Origin of the sequence: Paenibacillus sp. UNC451MF (genome assembly GCF_000686845.1) — a bacterium.
Lineage (GTDB): Bacteria > Bacillota > Bacilli > Paenibacillales > NBRC-103111 > Paenibacillus_S.
In genome coordinates this window covers 482,446-503,728 of record NZ_JMLS01000002.1, presented here as the reverse complement: position 1 = coordinate 503,728, position 21,283 = coordinate 482,446, and the positions used below count along the sequence as shown (strand labels likewise).

Here is a 21,283-nt window from a genome sequence, read left to right as displayed (position 1 = left end):
GCCTTCCATCTAGATGGAGGGCCCTTTATTCAAGCAAGAGTTTACTTTTTCATATCGGCGACGGCCTTGGTTACGCCTTCTTCTACCTCCCGGAATGCGGTATTGATGTCTTTTTTACCTTGGGCCATAGGAATAAGTGGCGCACGATAGGCTTTCTCAGCCTCTCCGTCATACAAGGTTTTGGGCGAGATTGGAGCAAATTGATTATAAAATACGGATTTCAAATTTTTATCCTTGGCATATCCGGATTGTCCGAATACGCTCTGGACACTTTTATCGTTCAAGACCGTCATGATGCCTTTCTTGGATAGCTCGGTCTGGAATTCCTGCGAGATCAAATATTTAATGACCTCCATGGCTTGCTCTTTATACTTGCTTGTATTCGTTATGCTGAAGTAAGTAGGATAAGATTGCGAGCCTACACCAGGCAGCTCCTTGAAGGTCGGGTAGGAGACCATGTCCCAATTGAGATTGGACAAATCCTTTTGGACGAATAAATAGGACTGATAGCCGTACATCGCAACGGTTTGATCTTTCCAGAACATCGTGTCCGCTTCAGGCAGCAGATTCCTGCTTTCAATGCTGGCCTGGAAGCCTTCAAGCTGCGCGGGTCTCAGTATGGCCGATTCGTAAATCGTTTTCCAGCGGGGATCGGTAATGGTTGCTTTGTCTGTCTTTGGGTCTACATAGGGTAGAGAGAACGAATTCAAACGGAAGTAATGAATATTGGACATGCCGAAGCCAAGATAGGCTTTACCGCTATCCGTACGTGTAAGCTTCTTGTTCAACTCCACCACATCGTCCCAAGTCATGCCGTCCTTAGGATAGGGAACTCCGAATCGGTCGAAAATATCTTTGTTGTAAAAGAGCGCCATATTGTTGTTGGATACAGGAAGTCCGTACATTTTACCATTGGATATCGACTTCATAGCCTCTATAGTTGTTGGCTCGAAGCGGCTTAAGTCCAAGTTGTTCTTCTGGATGAGCGGGGTCATATCGTACTGCAGCTCGTACTTGAGTAATCCACTGACGAATTGTCCGACGGATTCCCAGTAAATATCGATAGGAGCATTGGCGGCCATCAGCTCATCCAGGGTTTGACCTTTCGTTTTTTGCAGATAGGTGATTTTATATTGAGGGAATTTTTTACGGATTGCGTTGCCGAACCGGTCGTCAAAGCTTTCTACAGGGTCACCGCTATTGGAATAAAACACAAGATCGGCTGGTTGGCTCAAATCTACGCTCGACTCGGCAGGTTTAGCCGTTTTTGGGTCATTGGAGCATCCTGCAAGCCAGCTTGTCAGGATCAGGCTTCCTATCATCATGATGCTTGCTTTTGCATGCATAATCTCACCTCTACTTATTTTTTGAAAGCACCCCTTTTTCATTGAAAAGGCTTTCAATTTGAGATTATTTTAATGCAATCCATGGTTATTTTCTTGCTATAATATTGCTTGAAAGTCGCATTCTTCACATATATTGCGAATAATGGCTTTTGTGAGAGAGGGGTTCACGAATGCAAGAGTACACATTGTTTAAATACAACAATGCACGTCGCACACTTCATTTCAGCCACCTGCTGCGCAAAAATCTCTTTGACCAGAAAAGAAGTCATGTTCATGAGAAGCATTATGAAATCTATTTTTTGCTATCCGGAGAGCGTAACTATTTCATACAAGACCGAGTATTGGCTGCCCAAAAAGGGGATCTCGTTATCATCAACAAAAATGAGCTGCATCACACCGCAGACCGTGGAGAGCCTGGGCATGAGCGGCTTCTTATTAATTTTACGGATGAGTTCATAAGCTTGCCTAAGGAAGATGAGGAAAGTCCTGTTGTGCTGCCTTTTCCATGCGGTTCAGGGGTGCTGAAGCTGAGTTGGGAAGATCAAGCCGCCGTCAGGAGCCTGATGTTCAAAATGATGGATGAATTAAAAAATAGCCCGGTCGGCTATTCGATGTTTGTCCGCGCACTGCTTAGCGAGCTGCTGCTCTTGATATGCAGATGGGGGGACCGTCATGCGCGTGAAGCTGACCCGGCTCAACCACTCCACGGAAAGATCACTCAGGTAGCTCGTTACATTATAAAAAACCACAAGGAAAATATTACGATTGCGATGCTTTCAGAGCAATTTTACATAAGTCCTTATTATTTGTGCCGTATGTTCAAGAAGCTGACGGGGGTCGGTGTGGTGGAATACGTCCAGATGGCTCGAGTGAGGGAAGCTCAGCGGCTGCTCGCGGAGTCGGATGAGAAAATCATCGCTATTGCAGGAGCGGTTGGCTACGAGCATGTGGGACATTTTAACCGGGTATTTAAAAAAATTGCTTTTATAACCCCACTCCAATATCGAAAAAAAGTTCGTGCGAATAAATAGAAGGACCTAGCTAACAAAAATGAGATGCTATCAGACCGTCTATCAGGCGCAGCGTATAGAATGGGCTAGGCAAGGATATCCTATGCAGAAAATTGGAATTAAGGAGAAAGTTAACAATGACTTTGCATAGTGAGACCCCTGCTAGCAGCAGTCTGCCGCAATTTCCCGATTCATACTGGCTCCGTTCAACGAATATACCGCAGTTCCCAAAGTTGACCGAAAATTTGCAGGCTGATGTTGCGGTTATCGGTGGTGGGATTACCGGTATTACAACGGCTTATCTGTTGGCTAAACGAGGTGTCAAGGTAGCCGTCCTGAATGCAGGCCGCATTCTTGGAGGTACCACGGGCTCGACTACGGCCAAAGTAACGGCGCAGCACGATCTCATCTACGATGAATTCATCTCCCATTTCGGGGAGGAGAAGGCTCGCTTATATTATGAGGCGAACCATGAAGCCATTGAGTTTGTAAAGGATACCGTCGCCCAACTGGACATCGACTGCCAGTTAAGCGAAGAGGATGCATATGTCTACACGAGCCAAGATGATTATGTTCAGAAGATTCAGGACGAATATAAGGCATATGAGAAGCTGGGCATCCCGGGGAATTACGTCGTTACGACGCCTCTGCCTTATGAAACGAAAGCGGCTGTTAGGATGAAGAATCAAGTCCGCTTTAATCCGGTTCCCTTCCTGATCCGACTTGCTGAGGAGATTATTCGGTTGGGGGGACAAATTTTTGAGCAGACAACAGTTATAGAGTCAACCTTGGACAAACGGTCGATCGTAAAGACGAAACATGGGCCTCAGGTATCTTGTGATTATGTGGTCAGTGCATCTCATTTTCCGTTTAATGATCTGAAGGGATTTTACTTTGCTCGGCTGCACGCGGAACGCTCTTATGTGCTCGCTGTTCGTACCAAGAAGCCGTATCCCGGTGGGATGTATATCAGCGCCGAAAATCCGAAACGCTCACTACGATCTCTGCTCATCGACGGCGAACCTGCCGTTATTATAGGCGGTGAGGGACATAAGACGGGGCAAGGGCAATGTACCTTCCAATACTATGAGCATTTGCAGCAGTTTGGGGAAGAGACGTTCGGACTCAACGAGATATTGTACCGCTGGTCTGCTCAGGATATTTACACCTTGGATAAAATGCCCTACATCGGACAGGAGTGGCCTGATGTACCTAACCACTTGATTGCAACCGGCTATCGCAAATGGGGCATGACGAATAGTATAACCGCGGCTATACTGAACACGATGCTTATCGTAGGCGAGAAGAGCCCTTACGAGGAAGTATTTACTCCTCAGCGGTTTCATGCTGACCCAAGCATCAAAACGTTCATCACTCAGAATGCCAATGTAGCGATGCATTTGGTCGCCGGCAAGCTCGAGCTGATGCGTAGAGATCCGGAGGAATTAACGCCGGACGAGGGTGCCGTCGTTCAGGTGAACGGGAAAAGAGCAGGAGCGTACCGGGATTCAAGCGGAAAGCTGTTTCTCGTTGACACAACCTGTACTCATATGGGGTGTGAGGTGGAATGGAATGACGCGGAGCGAACATGGGATTGTCCATGCCACGGCTCGCGGTATTCATTCAAAGGCGATGTGATCGAAGGCCCTGCTAAGAAGGCATTAGCTCAGTTGGATTAAAGAATAAGGGTGCCCGCTATGTGCGAGCACCCTTATTGGTGTGCTAAATTAGCTTTCCAGTACTACCATCTGATGGCATTCCAGCTTTGGCAGCGTATAGCTGATGGTTCCTCCGCTCGCGACAAAAGGCAGCTCCTCCATTTGAGGCGCCAAGTAGACTTTGCGAATTGGCTTGTCAAGCTTAAGAGTCACTTGAGTATCATATACCGGAATCAAGTCCTCGATCACCTCGACTCCAGAGCCGCGTTTGACAGGAGTAGCATAGAGCAGATGATTGACGAAGCGCTGTTCGGCAGGCTGCTCCATCAAAGTCACGATCCCTTGAGCCGGGAGAGTTGTGCTTAACGTTTTGTCTGGCAAGAGCCGATTTAAGGCGTACAGCACGCATTCCTTCAATGCCAGGCTTCCTTTATCGGCATAATCGGCAAAAACATTCCAGGCAAAGTAAATGCCGTTGGAGCTCTCGATCATTCCCGGCCCGCTGTCCTGCTGCGCACTTGGTGTATGCTGGTGCGAGCAGAATGTAAACACATCGCGGTTGAAGTACGGGTTCTCGCGATGACCCAGTGCCGTTCCATCCGTCAGGCGCACCTGCTGCCCTTCAGAGTAAAAGATGAAGGCTGCATTCTGAAGGCTGCCGAGCTCAAAATGAGGACGGAAATAATCCGGTTTGTAAGGATTCACTTGCTCCCAAGCTGTACCCAGATCAATAGCAAATGCGTCGCCGGCCTCATTCAAGCCCGAGCGTCCTGTTGCCAGCACCTTACCGCCTTGAGCGAAAAAGTCGTTCAATTTGCCCTGTAGTTGTGGATTGATGGTAATTTGGTCTGGCAATATGACTACCTTGTATTGGGAGAAGTCGTTGTCCAAATCAACGACGTCGAATAAGATTTTACCTTCAAGAAGCATACGCACCGCCCCGGCATCCGATGTGCCTGTACGGTCTCCGCGCTTTTCTTCCTTTTGCGAAGCGGCCGCCTCGCAAGATAGCAAAGCTACGTCAGCAACGTTCTTCGTTCCGCTGCACCAGGCTTCCTTTTGCTCGACTTCGCGGTATGCCGCTCCGATCAGCTCATAGGTAGCAGGATCCATGAGCCCCTCCGGATGGAGCTGGTCTCCAATCGAGCAGCGCGCGCCGTTCGCTATACTTAATGCGGTTTCGTAGCGCAGCGCGTTCGGGTGCTTGTAGCCGCCGAATTCGCCCCAAGTCGTATGAAATTTGCCTGTCATACCGAGAAAATCCATGCCTAATCCTTGGGCGTAGCGCGCGGATAATGGAAAGTGATCATAGCCCCAGCCTCCGGTCGGCAGCGACTCCAGCTCCAGATGAGAGTTCATCTGAGCCAAGTCGCGTCTACCGCGACGGATATGACCCCCGTTATGGAAGACAGGCAGTCCCGGCTTGATCTTATCTATCGCCTCGCGAATCCGGGAAGTATAGTTGGCGTAAGTGCGTTCTCCGAGCGCAAGCACTGCGTCTTTATTGCGCGGATCTTGACCTTCATTGCGAAGCGTTTGGACGCAGGAATGGCAGTAGCATTGGCGTACGCCTACAATATCCAGGAATATACCGTCAGCATCATAGTTTCTCACGACTTCTTCGACTTGGTTAATCAGAATATCCAGGTAAGGCGTATTAAAGCAGAATTGATGGTATCCCGGCTTCATAAAGCCGTCCACCCAATTCGTATTGTCGTTGATATCTCGGATGAGCCATTCTGGGTGACGCCGAGTCAGCTTCTCATCCAGCCCGGCGGATATGTAGACAGGCGTTTTGACACCGATTTCGTGGGCAGCTTCAATCATAGCGCCGAGCAGGTCGAAGTCCAGCCCCGGATGGATCTCGTTCGCTTCCGATGGATGGTATGCCCAGCCGTGATGGCATTTAGAGAATATGGTGATCGAGTCTACGCTTCCCCTTTGGAGCATCTCCTGAAATTGTTGTTTGGAAAATTGCCGGCCGATATAAGGTATGGCTTCAGAAGTATGAAAATCGAGATGAACCTGACGAAAACGCATGGCATTGCACGCTCCTTTACGGTAGGTGATATTATCTTGATAGAAATAATGTTAGCGATTACATGTCCTCTCAACTATAAAATATACCGGTTAGAAGGAATAGATAGTGGTACGACCTTTTATAGCACAATTAAGACTGAAATATGCATTGAGTTTAGACGCCTTGTACACTACACTTATATAAATAAGGCAATAAGGCACGTCCCTGGGAGGAAACCGATGGATATTATACAGCTTGCCATACCCCCGCTGCCCCAATTTTTAACGGCTGGATTTTCTGTATGGAAGAGAGGAATGCAACATTTCGAGCGTTCCTTCGAGGTTTACGACCTTATTCTCGTTTGCAGCGGGACATTGTATATGACGGAAGACGGCACGCCTTACGACATTGGGCCGGGACAATTGCTGCTGCTCGAGCCGGGACGGACTCATTTCGGACACCGGCCCTGCACGGAGAATACAGAGCTGTACTGGCTGCATTTTCGGCATCATCGAGCCATAGCGCTGCTACCGGAGAAGCATATCCCATGGTCGACGCACGTCCGCAGAGGGACGGATAGCGATCTGACGCCTTCCGAGCAATTTTTATTTTTGCCTAAGTACGGGCAGGTTGAATTGAAGCCGCTTATTCCCGTCTTAAATGAGATGCTTCGACTTCGAGAGAGCCTGACACAGGAGCATGCAGTAGATCTGCAGGTCCTATTGGGGCGGCTGTTATCGCAAATCCAAGCGGGAGTGCGCGAGCAGCGCCGTTCAACCCGCTCGTATATGATTTCTGAGCAGGTAAAGGCGTATTTGGAGCAGCGTGTTTCGGAATCGTTCCAAGCCCAGCGCATGGCGGAGGAGCTCCATTTCAACTTCGATTATGCGGCAAGATGCTTAAAGAAGCATACGGGTCTCAGCCCACTTCAGTATCATCATGCCTTAAGAATGGAAACAGCCAAACGGCTGCTGATTGAAAGCTCGATGCCGGTGCCTGAGGTGGCATCACAAGTCGGATTCAATGATTATAACTACTTCATTCGGCTCTTTCGCAAGACGGTGGGGATGACGCCGGGCCTTTTCCGCCAATCAGCAAAAGGTTATATTTAGCGTAGACCTCATGGATACTTTAGTTTAATGAAATAGCACAAATACGGATGAATACTTACAGTAAGTTAAGTAGTCCTAGTCAGAGATAGTAGGTGTAATCCACTGAATGCTCCTAGTGCAATTGCAATTGGAGAGTTCATCTTCATGAGAATGAGCACATGGTTGGCTCATATAGACAGTTTCATATTAAGGTTAATTGAACTTTAGGGAACAATTGGCATTATGCGGCGGGATGGGTATAATAAACGTGAGATAAAGCACGGATTAATTTCGTTATAGGGGGCGGCCGATTTGGAAATACAGAAAATATCGTCGCGTAAAATATATGAAGTCATAGCGGATCAAATTAAAGAACAGATTGTGAGCGGCGCTCTGACGCCGGGACAGAAGCTTCCTTCTGCAAAAGAGCTGTCCGAACGTTTTCAGGTCGGAAGGTCTACCGTTAGAGAAGCGCTCAGCGCTTTGAAGGCAATGGGACTGGTAGAAATTCATCAAGGCGAAGGCAGCTATGTTCGCAGCATTGAATCGCAGGATGTCGATCTCCCAGTGTTCGATTCGCTGCTTATGAGCCGTGAGACCGTTGTAGAATTAATCGAAGCGCGTAAGGCGCTCGAAATTTCCAATGCCGCGTTGGCAGCTGAGAAGCGCAATGATGAGGATATTGCCAAATTCGAAGCGGTGCTTCGCAATATGGAGGATTCCCTGGGCAACGAAGAGGAGGGAGAGCGTTCCGATATGCTGTTCCACTTGACCCTGGCTCAAGCTACGCACAATTCGATTATGGCGCGAATGATTGATTCCATTTCTACCCAAATGCAAACGGCGATCCGGGAAACTAGAAGACTTCAAATGTATTCAAGCAAGACGGTCTCCAAGCAGCTGCTGAAGGAGCATAAAGCAATATATCAAGCAATACTTAACCGCGATCCGGCAGGAGCGCAGGAAGCGATGCGACACCATTTGTTCCACGTTGAGCAGGTGCTGTTGAAGTTTTTGAAAAAATAAAAATCTGGGCATGCGCTAGATGATCAAAATAATATAATGAGGCAGCTGCGGCCAGAACGGGACTACAATCCTGAACAGGGCAGCTGCTTTTATATTTTTTGGGGGGGCTTAACGAACCGTCTATTGCAGCCTTAAGTCCATATATTCACAATGGGTAAACCATTTTCGATTCTTCGCTTACTTTGCGACAAGTAATCTTGTGCCCAGGGGTTAAGCTTGGATAAATCTGAACTGCGATACATCCCCGTATATACAATGATTTCTCTTAACTGTAAGAGCAATGGTATTTGTTTCAACCAATGATCTTCAATCGAATTATGCTGATTATATCCCTGTAAAAAATACTCCATAAAGCGACTTGCCTGAGAAACCCTGTCTTTTTTTCCTTCGTCTCCGCCGTATACATAAACAAGGTAATACAACGGAATGGCTATATCCCCAACGAGTTCCCCCCTCAAAGAGTCCCATAAAGTATAAAGAAAACCATCCGAGGAATAATACGGCTAGCTTGTATCTATTTTTCAAAAAATAAATGATATCGGTGGTTTTGACATGGCTACAACACAGAGAGGCTTAAATCTTCATCAGCTCATCACTCTCTTTATGCTTTCTTCCGGTCTTATGGATCACGTAATCGTGATTCCGTTTTTGCTTGGGATTGCAGGTCGCAGTGCATGGCTCTCGGTGATAGGTGTGGGCTTAATCCTGACCTGCTGGCTGCCGCTTCTTATCTACGTGATGAAAAAAACGAATATGGAACCGATTTTTACTTGGTTGAAGCGAAAATACGGTCCGACTCTATCCATGATCCTTCGAGTTCCCGTACTGATATATATATTTGCGCTCGGGACGATAACCATTGTCGATACGGTCGCTTGGGTGAAGAGCATGTTTCTTCCGGATACTCCGACCTGGTTTATTACCTTATCGCTTATGGGAGTCTGCATCTGGGCCTCTTATTCGGGTGTACGGACGATTGCAAGGTGCGGTATTTTTTTGCTGCCTATTGTCGTCCTATTTGGCATTTTTGTCAGCTTAGTAAATATTCCGCGCAAGCATTACCATTATCTTCTGCCTCTATTGGAAGACGGGTTTGATCCTGTACTCAAAGGGATGTACATAGTAGGCGGGGGGATGGTTGAAATCGTGATGGTACTCCTGCTTCAGCAGCATGTAGATCAGAAGCTGAAATTCAGTCAATTGCTGTTAACTCTATGGCTGCTCGTTGGATTAACCACAGGGCCTTTGATCGGTGCGATTGCAGAATTCGGACCTGATGAGGCAGCACGGTTGAGGTATCCGGCCTACGAGGAATGGCGACTTGTGAGGATCGGCCATTATGTGGAGCATGTTGATTTTTTATCGATTTTTCAATGGCTTTCCGGTGCGTTCATCCGGTTATCGCTGTCCATCTTTTTAATAAAGGACCTAATTCAAGGCTATGCTTCCAAAAAATCAAACTCTCTCACTCTAGTTGTGATTATTGCTGGGCTCATGACGGTCATCGTACTGCTTCCACATTCGGATAAGGATTTTGTGAAGTTTTTGAACCAGTGGTATTTTACGGGGGCCATTGCCATTACTTTGGTCTTCAGTATAGGCGTGATGCTGCTCGCATGGATCAAAAAACAAGAGAGGAGCGGTTCCTCATGAAGGATGAGAATGTGCTTCATGCAATGAGGAAGGCATTTCAGGATTGTGAAGATATAGTCATCGAACAATTGGAGGCAGAAGGTCAAAGCGCATTTTTATTATTTCAGCCGAACATGATTGATACGAGCCGCTTGCGCGAATTTTTTATACCGGATTTCATTCATTCCTTATCCGCTAAGGGTATGGCCGTGGCTCAGCTTTTAAGTGAAAACTGTGCTTCGCTCATCGAGGAGCCTCATTTGAACCAGGAAGAGTATGCTTCCCAGATTTTTAGCGGACAGCTGCTTATATATCTGGATAACAAAGAGCAGCTGTACAGCCTGGATATGGCCAACATGCCCCGTAGGGAGCCGGAGGAATCTGCATTAGAACCTTCCATTCGCGGAGCCAGGGACGGCTTTATTGAGGAGCTTGATACCAATATTGCGCTGATTCGCAAACGGCTGGCTACCACCGACCTGAGCGTAAAATATTATTATTCATACGGGACGACTCGGACACGACTGGCTTTGCTTTATTTTAAAGATCGCGTGCCGGACATTTCACTGTCCATCATTCAGAAACGCCTCGAGGGTCTTGGAAAAACCTTTCTTGTCGGAGGAAGCGCGAGACTTGAAGATGCAGTCACAGGCAATCGGTTCTCGCTCTTGCCCTTAAGCAACTTTACGGGGAAACCGGATTATGCGGCTGAGAGGCTGGCGCGTGGCAAATTTCTCGTATTCATGGAAGGAACACCGACTGCCATGATTGCTCCAATGACTCTGACAGAGCTCTTCATCAGTTCGGAGGACTCCTATTTCAATTATCACGTTGCCATAGCGAACCGCATGCTGCGGATCATCGCTGCTTTTATCTCTGTTTTTTCTCCAGGCGTGTTTATTTCCTTGCTGATGTTTAATCAGGACCAGATTCCGTTTCAACTGCTGGCAACGATAGGAATTTCGAGGCTAGGCTTGCCGATCTCGGCTTTTTTTGAGATGATGCTCAGCTTGTTTTTACTGGACCTGCTCAGAGAAGCGGGAGCACGCTTGCCGAGAGCAACGGGTTCCACGATTACGGTCGTAGGCGGGATTATTATCGGGGACGCGGCGCTCCGGGCAGGTATATTGTCTCCCAGCATGACTTTCCTCGCTGCGGTTGCGATCGTCTCCGGTTCCACGCTCGTTAATTTGAATTTGCAGAGCACGACGAGGATCATGCGCCTGTTCGTTCTGATTCTATCTGCTCTATGCGGTATTTATGGTACCATTTTGGCTTTGTTCTATATGCTGGTATACGCCATTAGTACGGAATCTTTCGGCATGCCTTATTTCAGCTACGAAAAGTACGGAAGAAAAGAAAGCTTGTTGAAATTCATACGTCTTCCGTTTCGTAAAAACAGCATTGACATCGTTAGCGTAACCTCTAATTCGAAAGGGGATGAGAGCTCTTGAAGCTCGCCGCTATCAAACGAATCAGTCATGGTTTGCTCGTTGTAGCTATATTTCTTCTCCTTACGGGCTGTTGGGACGCCAAAGAAGTGCAGCGGCTGAACTATATTGTAGGCATGGGCGTCGACTATGAGGATAGTAAATTCGTCATATACGGGCAGATGATTAATTTTTCCTCGATCGCCAAGCAGGAGCAGCAGAATGCTTCGGTTCGAAACTGGGTTGGCAAGGGGAAAGGAGTGACGGTGCTCGCAGCCATAAGTGATTTAATCGCATCGGGACAAGGGACGATGTTTCTCGGGCATGTCAATTACTTGATTTTGACCGAAAATGTGTTGAAAGAGCAAATGCTGGAGAAGGTATTCGATTTCACCAACCGCAATAAAGAGACAAGGTATACCAAATGGTTTTATGGGACAAAGGGAGAAATGGTCGATATTCTCTCCGCTAAGTCCTTCTTTGATCGCAGTACTCTCGATAGCATGCTAGGTAACCCCGAGCAAAATTATGCGCAGTTGTCGAATTTAAAGCCTTATTATGTAAACGAAATTGTTGGCAGTATGCTGGAGCCCTCTTCTACGGTCATTATTCCTTCCATTGAGCTTACGGATAAAGTATGGAGAGAGCAGAAGAAACCGGTAGAGATGCTGAAAAAATCGGGGGGATTTATTTTTAACGGGACGAAGTATATGGGCTGGATGAAAATGAGCGATATTATGCAGGGACGCTGGCTTCAAGCCGCCTATGAAGCTTCTCCGCTTACACTGAGAGCGGATGGTCGGGCTATTGCAACACTGGAGGTTAAGAAAGCATCACACAAGATAGAGATTCGTAATAAGGAACATGCAATTCCACGATTTAAAGTGAAGCTCAAGGCCAAAGGGACATTAATGGAGCTGGCTGAGGAGAAACCGTTGGAAGAAATCCAGCGGTTAGCCGAACAAACGATACGCAAGGAACTGATGGATTATTACAAAAAGGGACTTGAGCTGCATGTAGATCTGCTGCATCTCGGTCAAACGTATTATATGTATCATCCTGCAAAATGGAAGTCTATCCAAGTTGACGGACAATATCCTTTGAAAGACGATTCTCTGGAAGAGATTGAGGTTCAGCTGATTATTAACCATGCACAAAAATATAAGTCTCCTCAACTCAATGATGCTTATAAAGAATAGACGGGAGCAAACCCGGTCAGAGACCCGTTCGTATAAACGTGCTGCGAATTAAGCTGCCTAGCGAGTGGATGAAGCCGAAGAAAGCTTCGATATCTGTGGAGGAAGGCAGCTTTTATGGAAGTGAAACAGTTAGATGTGAGGGTGTTATGGCTTATGTAAGAACACTTCAAATACAAATAAGGCTTTTCAAATATCAACTTATCTGATAACCTGATAACATGAGAATATAACTACACTTTAAAGATAAAGGAAGGGAACCCCATGCGTGTCTCTTTATTTATTACTTGTTTAGCGGATCAATTGTATCCTGAGGTTGGGGAAAGCGTTGTCAGATTGCTGCACCGTTACGGCTGCGAAGTCGATTTCCCGCAAGCTCAAGTTTGCTGTGGACAGCCGGCATTTAACAGCGGCTATCAGGATGAAGCGCGGGAAGTGGCTCGCGGCCTGATCCGTGCTTTCGAGCACAGTGATTACGTCGTATCTCCATCCGGATCCTGTACGGGGATGGTTCATCACTACTATCCGCAGTTGTTCGAGAATGAACCGGAATGGAAGAAGAAAGCCGAAGATTTGATCAATAAAACATATGAGTTTTCCCAGTTTCTCGTGAACGTGCTTGGAGTGACCGATTTGGGAGCGGTATTCAATGAGAAGGTCACTTACCATGCCTCCTGTCATGCTACTCGCTTCTTGGGCGTGAAGGAAGAGCCGGGCAAGCTGATGGGCGAAGTGAAAGGTCTGGAGCTGATCGAGCTTCCGAAAAAAGAAGACTGCTGTGGCTTCGGCGGTACATTTGCCGTGAAGATGGCGGACATGTCTGAAGCGATGGTATGCGAAAAAGCAGGCCATGTATGCTCTACAGGAGCTAGTGTGCTCGTTGGCTCGGATATGGGCTGCCTGATGAATATCGGAGGCCGTTTGAATAAAGATAACAAGCCGATTCGCGTAATGCACATTGCGCAGCTGCTGGAGGAAGGAGTGAAGAACGGTGAGTCAGGTCGATGAAAAACAGCTGATCGGAACAGGGCTGAAGAAAAGAACGGAAGAAGCGCTCAAGGATGAGTTTCTGCGTAAAGCGGTTGCCTTCACTACGGATAAGCTGAAAACGGCTAAGCTGAAAGCTATGGACGATTTCGGCCAATGGGAAGAGTGGCGCGAGCGCGGGAAGCAAATCCGTAAGCATGTCATTGATAATCTGGACTATTATTTGACCCAGTTCACGGACAATGTCACGAAAGCGGGCGGACACGTTTACTTTTGCCAGACGGCGGATGAGGCTGTCAAAGTGTTCATGGATCTTGCCGAGCAGCGTAAGGCGAAGCTGGTAGCCAAAGGCAAATCGATGGTATCAGAAGAAATCCATTTGAATCATCATTTGGAAGAGCGCGGTATCGAAGCGATTGAGACTGACTTGGGTGAGTATATTTTGCAGCTTGCGAAGGAAACGCCTTCGCACTTGATTATCCCTGCGATTCATAAGAACAAGCAGCAAATCGCTGATTTGTTCAATGACGAGTCCGGCGAGCAGTTCCCGCCGGAGACCAAGGTGCTTGCGAACTATGCAAGGCAGCGGCTTCGCAATTATTTCCTTGAAGCGGATATTGGCTTAACGGGCTGTAACTTCGGCGTTGCCGAATCCGGTTCGATAACGCTTGTATCGAATGAAGGCAACGGACGTATGGTCAGCACGATCCCTAAATCCCATGTTGTCATTATGGGGATGGAGCGTTTGGTGCCAACCTATGACGACTTAGAAGTCGTCTTGAACTTGCTCGCGCGCAGCGCAACAGGCCAGAAGCTGACGACGTATACGTCGATGATTACCGGCCCGCGCCGCGAAGGAGAGCTCGATGGACCGGAAGAGCTCCATCTCATTGTTCTTGACAACGGACGCTCGGCGCAGCTCGGCGATCCGGTGTTTCAGGAAGTGCTGCACTGCATCCGCTGTGCAGCCTGCTTAAACGCTTGCCCCGTGTATCGCCACGTGGGCGGACACACCTACGGCAGCGTGTACAGCGGCCCTATTGGGGCCGTATTGACGCCGCTGCTGCAGCAGGACATGAAGGAAGCGGGCCAGCTGGCCTACGCTTCCAGTCTGTGCGGGGCATGCTATGAGGCATGCCCGGTCAAAATCCCGCTGCACGATATGCTCGTGCAGTTGCGCGCCCGCAAGGTCAAGATGGGGCTGACCCCGCTTGCCGAGCGCGCTGCCTTCAAATCGTTCCAGACAGCGTTCGGGAACGTAACATTGTACAAAATGGCGACCAAATCCGCCTATTATTTGCAGAAGCCTTTCATCAGCAAAGGCTTCATCAAGAAAGGCCCAGGACCGATGTCCGGCTGGACGCAATCTCGCTTCTTCCCGATGAAGCCGAAGCAGTCGTTCCGCGATCGGTGGGAAGCACTGCAGCAGGAGCTTAAGAATGCTCCGGTAGTCGCAGAAGCTCCTGAAGCCCCAGTGAATAAGGGAGGTAAGCCTCATGAGCATTAAGACCGGTCAAATTCATGGTCGTGAAGCCTTCATCGCGAACATCTCATCGCGATTAGGACGTAAAGCACCTTCGAGTACCCCTCCTGAGCGTCCGTTCCGCGGCGCTCCGGAGTTCTATAAAGAGATCGAACGAACTACCGACGAGAAAATCGAGTTATTCATCCAGAACTGGACTGCTCTGACAGGGAAAGTACTTGTAGTGGATGAAGCGGAAGCCAAAGCCGGTATCGCAGCATGGCTCAAAGAAATTACGGCGGAGCTTAAGGTCACGCATGTTTCCCGCTGGGAACATGAGGGCTTGATTGAGCTTGGCTTGGATGAAGCTTTGGCTGAGGCTGGAGTGGATGTTGTTCCGTGGAAGGAGATCGATTCCACAGAAAGCGGTGCTGCAAGCGGTGCGGATAACAGCTCTAACTGGGTTAAGCGCAGCGAGCTGCTAAAGCGCACGGAACGCTGCCAGTTAGGCATGATTTGGCCTGACTATACCGTAGCCAATACGAGTACGCTCGTGCTGCAATGCTCGCCGGAGCGGGGCCGCTCGGTCAGCTTGCTGACGGATATCCTATTCGCGGTATTCCGCGCTGATCAGCTTGTTACCCGAATGGGTGAGGCATTCAGCAGCATTACCGATGGTAAAACCAACGGAAGCGACTATGCTTCCTCGCTAAATTTGATTACAGGACCGAGCCGAAGCGCCGATATCGAGAACGATCTTACGATCGGTATTCACGGGCCAGGTAAGGTATATGCCGTGATTATCAAGTAATGGCTGCGGGGTCATCTCGCTTCCGAATATAAAATGGTTGAGCAAAGCTTCTTTTGCTCAACCATTTTTTTTCGTTATAGAATTTATAAATTTCGGGGCTCCCCGCAAAGTATCTGAATCAGCTTCTTAGCCAATGCCCCACTTTGTTGGGGTTATTTTATGATAACAACATTTTTCTACATTAGCGAGAGCATTGTTGTCTCACGATCTTCCCCGGAACTCTTCTACAATAGCAGTAAGAAAAGTACCCAGGGAGGCGTTGACGATAGAGCACGAGCGCAAGCAACTTAATGAGGAACATCCTAAGGATACAGCAGAGGACAATGTAGAGACTCATCCTGCTATCACTCGACGTAAGCTGCTGGCGACGCTAGGCATTACGGGTGTCGCATTGGCCTCCGGCTATTTGCTGAATGCAGGCGGTAAGAGGGCTGTGTACGCAGCCGAAGATTCCACCGTTACAGACAATGTATACGGTGAGAAGAATAAAGGGCCTTCGTCGTCCCGAGTCAACTGGTATCAGGTCAAGGATCACAGCATGGAGGGAAACGGACATAAGGACGATGCCCCAGCGCTATCCCGCCTTCTGCGGCGATTTGAGAATGGGGAACGGGCAACGATATATTTCCCACAGGGCACCTACCGTATCGGATCGAATATAACCTTTGCCTCGACACTTGATCTGAGGTTCGACAATGGAGCGGTTCTCGTTCCGGATTCCGGAGTTACAGTGACTATTGACGGTCAGCTTTGCGCCGGTCCAACGGTTATTTTTGCAGGGGCTGGCAGCATTGTAGGATCCATGCAAAACGAACGGCTGTATCCTCAGTGGTGGGGCGCCAAGGGGGACGGGGTAGCGGACGATACGCAGGCGATTCAACAGGTGTTGTCATTAGCCAAGACGGCAGGCGGCGTATGTGCCTATTTGATGGATGGCATCTATAAGGTTACGGATTCTTTACGTATCTACAGCCACACGCGGTTGGAGTTGGAGCATAATACGGTCATAAAACGTTGTCATGACAACAGCTTTCTGTTTAATGGCGATTTGGGTGGACAATATAGCGGCTATGAAGGGCATGGTCATTTGGTTATAGAAGGTGGGACGTGGGACGGCAATGTGGTCGATTATCCTGATTCGTTCGCAGGGTTGAATATTGCCCATGCCCGCAATGTCACGATAAGAAATACGACGATCAAAGATATTTCATGGGGACATGCCATTGAAATCAATTCCAGCAGCGATGTGTTAATCGAGCATTGCAGGCTGCTCGGTTTTCTAAACGCCCCAGACGGGTCGAGAAATTATGCAGAGGCGGTTCAGATTGACGTCCCAACAAGCTCTTCATTCCCATGGTATGGCAAGTTCGACGGGACTCCCAGCGAGAATGTGACGGTCCGAAGCTGCTACTTCGGAGCTAGCGGGACACCGGGGACAACGGCATGGGGCGGAGGTGTAGGTAATCATACTGCGATTCACGACGTCTGGACTCTCAATATTAAGGTCGTTGACAATACTTTCGATCAGCTAGGCTATTGGGCTGTCCGGCTATATAAGTTCAACGATTGCCTCGTAAGAGGCAATGTGATGTATGGCTGCGGAGGTGGAGTAGTCATCAATGCGCCAGGAGCGAATACGGACTCCACGAAGGACAAGGATGGGGTGCAGCATGGTACTCCGCAGACAGGCTCGCGCGCTCTGATCGCGGACAATGTAATTATCGGTACAACGCAGTATGAGGGCATCGCCTGCACGGGATCAGGTGACATCAAGGTCGAGCATACAATGATTGCGCGTAACCTGGTTACGGATGTGGCCCCAGCCAAAACCTCCATTCTCATCACCCGAAGCCGCAACGTTCAAGTGACAGGCAACCAAGTGTCCCGAACAAGAAGAGGTATTTATGCTGAGAATACTATTGATTTGATGGCTAGCGATAATCAGATCGAAGTGACCGATTATGAGGGAATTTGGTTAGCCAAGGGAGGTAATTATGTCATTCGCGACAATATGTTGAAACGGCTTGGCAGGCATGGGATCTACGTAACTGAAACGGATGGCTTCATGATTGAGGGGAACATCATTGACTCTGCAAGTGTTAAGGATTCGGGCGTTTATGCAGGGATAAAGCTGGAAAATGCCGCAACCAATGGAACCGCTCACGATAATACGGTACGTATGCCTTCTCAAGCGCCCCAGAACCGCTATGGACTTGAAATTACATCGAACTGTGCTCGTATTGAGACGTTTAATAACGTGCTGGTTGGTGTTGACAAAGCTTTTATCAACAGTTCTGCCAGCTCCAACGATCGGTTCAGCTTGTATGCTCCGGACGGCTCGTGCTATAAAATTAGCGTCGATAACACAGGGACGCTGCAAACGATTAAAATGGTATAGAAAAAGACTTTGCTGGACCGTCTCACAGCCCCTTCGGCTGATGAGGCGGTATTTGCGCATCCGGAGTGTACATAATGGATTCAACATCTTAAGGTCTTTTAGGGTAGGCATGTAGTCAAGCTTGATAAGAACAGGATTATGAGGGAAGGTTCACGAATTCCTTTCGTAGGACGAATTAATTAAGCTTGTGGACCTCCATCAAAATAGTTTAGCTCGATTCACAAATCCATACACACGGAAACAGAAGAGAGGTTAGGAACGTATGCGCTTGCCTTACTTATGGTATCGAAGAAGCTCTCCCCAACCCCGTTCCTTGAAAACAAGCCTGCTCGTCGGCCTCGTGATGAGCTCCATCCTTCCCATATTTTTGATTGGGGCCTTATCCTATTATGTCATCTATCTAATCCTCGACAATAAAACAGCCAACGGCGTTCAAAGCACATTGCATCAAGTAAGAACGAACATAGAAAAGACATACGATAACTTGAATTATGTGTCCCAGCAGCTAGCTACCCGGGACGTGCAGCTGTTGTTCCAATCCGATGATCCAGCCGAAAAATATGTAATCAGCCAAAGAATTTTTGAATACTTGCAGCAGGTCAGCTTTACGAATCCGGATACGGGATTGTTTTACATTTATGATTCCCAGACGAATGCTATCTTCTATTTGAATCAGCCGGTCGAGCCCGGAATTGGGACAGGGGGACTGGAGCCACTCACGCAATCCAAGGGGGTTATTTTTCATCCTCCTCACGATTCTTTTTCCAATAATAAAGGTCTTGTATTCTCGGTGTCACGACCGCTTAACATTCCCAGACGTTCTCCGCAAAACATCTATGTAGAGTCGAATACGAAGCTATACAATCAAGTGCTAAATCATCAGCAGTACGGTGTTCAGGCGATTCAAGTCATTGCTGACGATCAGGGCTATATCGTCTTCAGTCAGGACGAAAACCGGTTCGCGGTAGGTCAACGGATGAATGGCACTTTCAAGCAAACGGACGGCTACGAAGTGATCGGGGACGATTATTTTTTTCGCGAATACAGCCCTGAGCAAGGGTGGTATGTGTATGCGATCATTCAGAAAAATATTTTGCGAAAAGAAATTTGGAACTGGAGCATCGCATGGATGGCTATTGCCGCAGTGTCTTTATTGTTCAGCTTAGCGGCGGCAGCTTCCATCTGGAAAAAGTTCTATTATTCGTTACGCAAGTTAAATCGTGAAATCAGGCAGTTCGGCGATAATGGCTTTCATGACGACGGAGTTGCACATCGACAAATAGCGAGGACTCAAGTAATTGAATTGGATGTGCTGATGGAGCAGTTTCAAGAGATGCGAACTAAGATATGGATGCTGCTGATGGAGCTAAAGCAAAATGAAGAAGACAAACGGCACTTGGAGGTTGAGAAGGTCGTTGCTCAAATCAATCCTCATTTTTTATATAACACTCTGAACACGGTACAGTGGATAGCCAAAGCGAATCAGCAGGAGGAAATCGTTCATTTCCTTGCTATTTTTATTAGGCTGCTGCGTTACAATCTGGGCAAGGATGGAGGATTGGTGCCCCTTCAAAGTGAAATCGATGCACTTCAGGACTATATCTCTTTACAGCAAATGCGCTATAACTGCGAGTTTGCTCTAAGTGTTCATACAGTTCCGGAAGCGCTGCATGTTAAAGTGCCCCGCTTTTTGCTCCAGCCGCTCATTGAGAATGCATTGTATCACGGCCTGACAGAGGAGCAGAGCACGATCGAGCTGAGGATTACGATGGAGCATGAAGCGTGTCTGCTCGTTCAGGTGATAGATCACGGGGTTGGCATGAGTGAGCAGGAAGTTGAGAGATTGCTGATAAATGATATTCCGGAACGCGACAAGGTCGGTATGGGCATTGGGCTGAACTATGTGAATACGATGCTGAAAGCCTATTTCGGAGAAGAAGCGAAGCTACAGACGGCAAGCTCCAGAGAGCAGGGAACAACCATGTATTTCCGTCTACCGTTGAAGGAGGAGCAAAATGATTAAAGCTTTAGTAGTCGATGACGAGTACTTTGTCCGAAAGGGGTTCATTTCCACCATGCAGTGGAGCGCGTTTGATGTGACTGTAGTCGGTGAAGCAAGCAACGGGAAGAAAGCGCTGGAATTACTGGAACAGGAGCCTGTCGATTTACTGATAACTGATCTTGCAATGCCTATCATGAATGGATTCGATCTGATGCAGGAGGTTCGTACGCGATTTCCGCATGTACACATGTCCGTGCTGACTTGTCACGAGGATTTCAAATATATCCAGGAAGCGCTGCGGCTAGGCGCTATTGATTACATAGTGAAGACCGAGCTGGAGAATGACAAAATGCAGGAAGCGCTGCGCCGTATTACGATGCGGATACATAACTTGAACGAAGCTTCGAGGAATGGGCAGGAGACTTGGTTACTCGCCCCTAAAGAGTGGTCGGAACAGGACGAAAAGAGACTGCAGGCTCAGATCGACGAATGGCTGCCCTTGTATTGGGCTCTTAAGGATGCACAATTCGAGAGCTTATGCCGTCAGATCGAGGAGATCAATCCACCGCTCTCCAAGCTGCACAAAGTGATCCACTATTTGATGGTGGAGTGGAATCGGACTCTCAATTCGGATTTTTTGCACGAATGGCTTACCAAGGCTGAATCGATTGATAGCTGGTCATCATGGCGGACGTTTATTGCGGAGTTTCGCGGGCATATTCGGCAAATGTTCCACGTATCCGCTTATCCGGAAGATGTCGTCCTTCGTATTCTGGAAGCAGCAGAGCTTGCCAAGCTTCATCAGGGCTTCAAGCTGACACAGAATGAAATGGCTTACAAAATGAAGCTTAGCCGCGGCTATTTCAGCAAATGCTTCAAGGATCTGATGGGTATCTCCTACCAGGACTATATCAAGGAGCTGCGTCTTGCGAGAGCGATGACTTTGCTGCTGCAAACTTCCAAGCCTATTGCGGATATCGCTGAAGAGTGCGGTTTTCTGGACCATCGTTATTTCAGCAGGCAGTTTCGTGAGAAGACCGGCATGCTCCCCTCGGAATATCGGAGTCGACATGTATGAGGAATGTCATGTGGAATGGGGAGTATTGTTCTAAAAAAATAACTTTTTTCTACCTAATCGACAACGGCGTTGACTCCCTTCACCTTTCAGCTATCAGCTACAATGAAGCGGAAGCGATGAACAAAATCATTCACGG

General features: G+C 48.0%; 15 protein-coding genes. 13 read left to right on the top strand and 2 right to left on the bottom strand.

Annotated features, from left to right (window positions below):
* Positions 1 to 41: 41 nt before the first annotated feature.
* On the bottom strand, positions 42 to 1,346 hold the full coding sequence (locus BP97_RS0105375) for an ABC transporter substrate-binding protein (protein WP_028548167.1): 1,305 nt from the start codon (positions 1,344 to 1,346) through the stop codon (positions 42 to 44).
* Positions 1,347 to 1,516: 170 nt separating this feature from the next.
* Here BP97_RS0105375 and BP97_RS35405 point away from each other — a divergent pair, with 170 nt between their 5' ends.
* Together BP97_RS35405 and BP97_RS0105365 are read left to right on the top strand one after the other, a co-directional pair.
* Entirely contained in the window at positions 1,517 to 2,377 is an 861-nt protein-coding gene (locus tag BP97_RS35405) for a helix-turn-helix transcriptional regulator (protein WP_051620381.1), read from the top strand.
* Positions 2,378 to 2,493: 116 nt separating this feature from the next.
* Positions 2,494 to 4,035 (top strand): FAD-dependent oxidoreductase, encoded by a 1,542-nt coding sequence (locus tag BP97_RS0105365; RefSeq protein ID WP_036745493.1) that lies wholly within the window; start codon positions 2,494 to 2,496, stop codon positions 4,033 to 4,035.
* Positions 4,036 to 4,083: 48 nt separating this feature from the next.
* Here BP97_RS0105365 and BP97_RS0105360 read toward each other — a convergent pair whose 3' ends face one another.
* Complete coding sequence (locus tag BP97_RS0105360; protein ID WP_028548165.1) at positions 4,084 to 6,054, bottom strand: beta-galactosidase trimerization domain-containing protein; 1,971 nt, start codon at positions 6,052 to 6,054, stop codon at positions 4,084 to 4,086.
* Positions 6,055 to 6,273: 219 nt separating this feature from the next.
* Here BP97_RS0105360 and BP97_RS0105355 point away from each other — a divergent pair, with 219 nt between their 5' ends.
* The 11 genes from BP97_RS0105355 (at position 6,274) to BP97_RS0105300 (ending at position 21,147) form a co-directional block, all read left to right on the top strand.
* Complete coding sequence (locus tag BP97_RS0105355) at positions 6,274 to 7,146, top strand: helix-turn-helix transcriptional regulator (RefSeq protein ID WP_028548164.1); 873 nt, start codon at positions 6,274 to 6,276, stop codon at positions 7,144 to 7,146.
* 291 nt (positions 7,147 to 7,437) lie between these two features.
* Entirely contained in the window at positions 7,438 to 8,151 is a 714-nt protein-coding gene (locus tag BP97_RS0105350) for a FadR/GntR family transcriptional regulator (RefSeq protein ID WP_028548163.1), read from the top strand.
* A 552-nt stretch (positions 8,152 to 8,703) separates the two neighbouring features.
* Complete coding sequence (locus BP97_RS0105340) at positions 8,704 to 9,804, top strand: GerAB/ArcD/ProY family transporter (protein WP_028548161.1); 1,101 nt, start codon at positions 8,704 to 8,706, stop codon at positions 9,802 to 9,804.
* Positions 9,801 to 11,237, top strand: coding sequence for a spore germination protein (locus BP97_RS35400; protein ID WP_051620380.1), 1,437 nt, complete (start codon positions 9,801 to 9,803; stop codon positions 11,235 to 11,237). The genes BP97_RS0105340 and BP97_RS35400 overlap by 4 nt, the downstream gene beginning before the upstream one ends.
* Positions 11,234 to 12,412 (top strand): Ger(x)C family spore germination protein, encoded by a 1,179-nt coding sequence (locus BP97_RS0105330; RefSeq protein WP_028548160.1) that lies wholly within the window; start codon positions 11,234 to 11,236, stop codon positions 12,410 to 12,412. The genes BP97_RS35400 and BP97_RS0105330 overlap by 4 nt, the downstream gene beginning before the upstream one ends.
* A 261-nt stretch (positions 12,413 to 12,673) precedes the next feature.
* The gene (locus BP97_RS0105325; protein WP_028548159.1) at positions 12,674 to 13,417 is read left to right on the top strand and encodes a (Fe-S)-binding protein; all 744 of its coding nucleotides are present in this window, start codon (positions 12,674 to 12,676) and stop codon (positions 13,415 to 13,417) included.
* Entirely contained in the window at positions 13,401 to 14,903 is a 1,503-nt protein-coding gene (locus BP97_RS35395; RefSeq protein ID WP_051620379.1) for a LutB/LldF family L-lactate oxidation iron-sulfur protein, read from the top strand. Before BP97_RS0105325 ends, BP97_RS35395 begins: the two co-directional genes overlap by 17 nt.
* On the top strand, positions 14,893 to 15,669 hold the full coding sequence (locus BP97_RS0105315) for a LutC/YkgG family protein (RefSeq protein ID WP_028548158.1): 777 nt from the start codon (positions 14,893 to 14,895) through the stop codon (positions 15,667 to 15,669). Before BP97_RS35395 ends, BP97_RS0105315 begins: the two co-directional genes overlap by 11 nt.
* Positions 15,670 to 15,928: 259 nt before the next feature.
* Positions 15,929 to 18,067, top strand: a complete 2,139-nt coding sequence (locus tag BP97_RS38685; RefSeq protein ID WP_051620378.1) for a glycosyl hydrolase family 28-related protein — start codon at positions 15,929 to 15,931, stop codon at positions 18,065 to 18,067.
* A 262-nt stretch (positions 18,068 to 18,329) separates the two neighbouring features.
* The gene (locus BP97_RS0105305) at positions 18,330 to 20,090 is read left to right on the top strand and encodes a sensor histidine kinase (protein WP_028548157.1); all 1,761 of its coding nucleotides are present in this window, start codon (positions 18,330 to 18,332) and stop codon (positions 20,088 to 20,090) included.
* Positions 20,083 to 21,147, top strand: a complete 1,065-nt coding sequence (locus tag BP97_RS0105300; RefSeq protein WP_028548156.1) for a response regulator transcription factor — start codon at positions 20,083 to 20,085, stop codon at positions 21,145 to 21,147. Before BP97_RS0105305 ends, BP97_RS0105300 begins: the two co-directional genes overlap by 8 nt.
* Positions 21,148 to 21,283 lie beyond the last annotated feature (136 nt).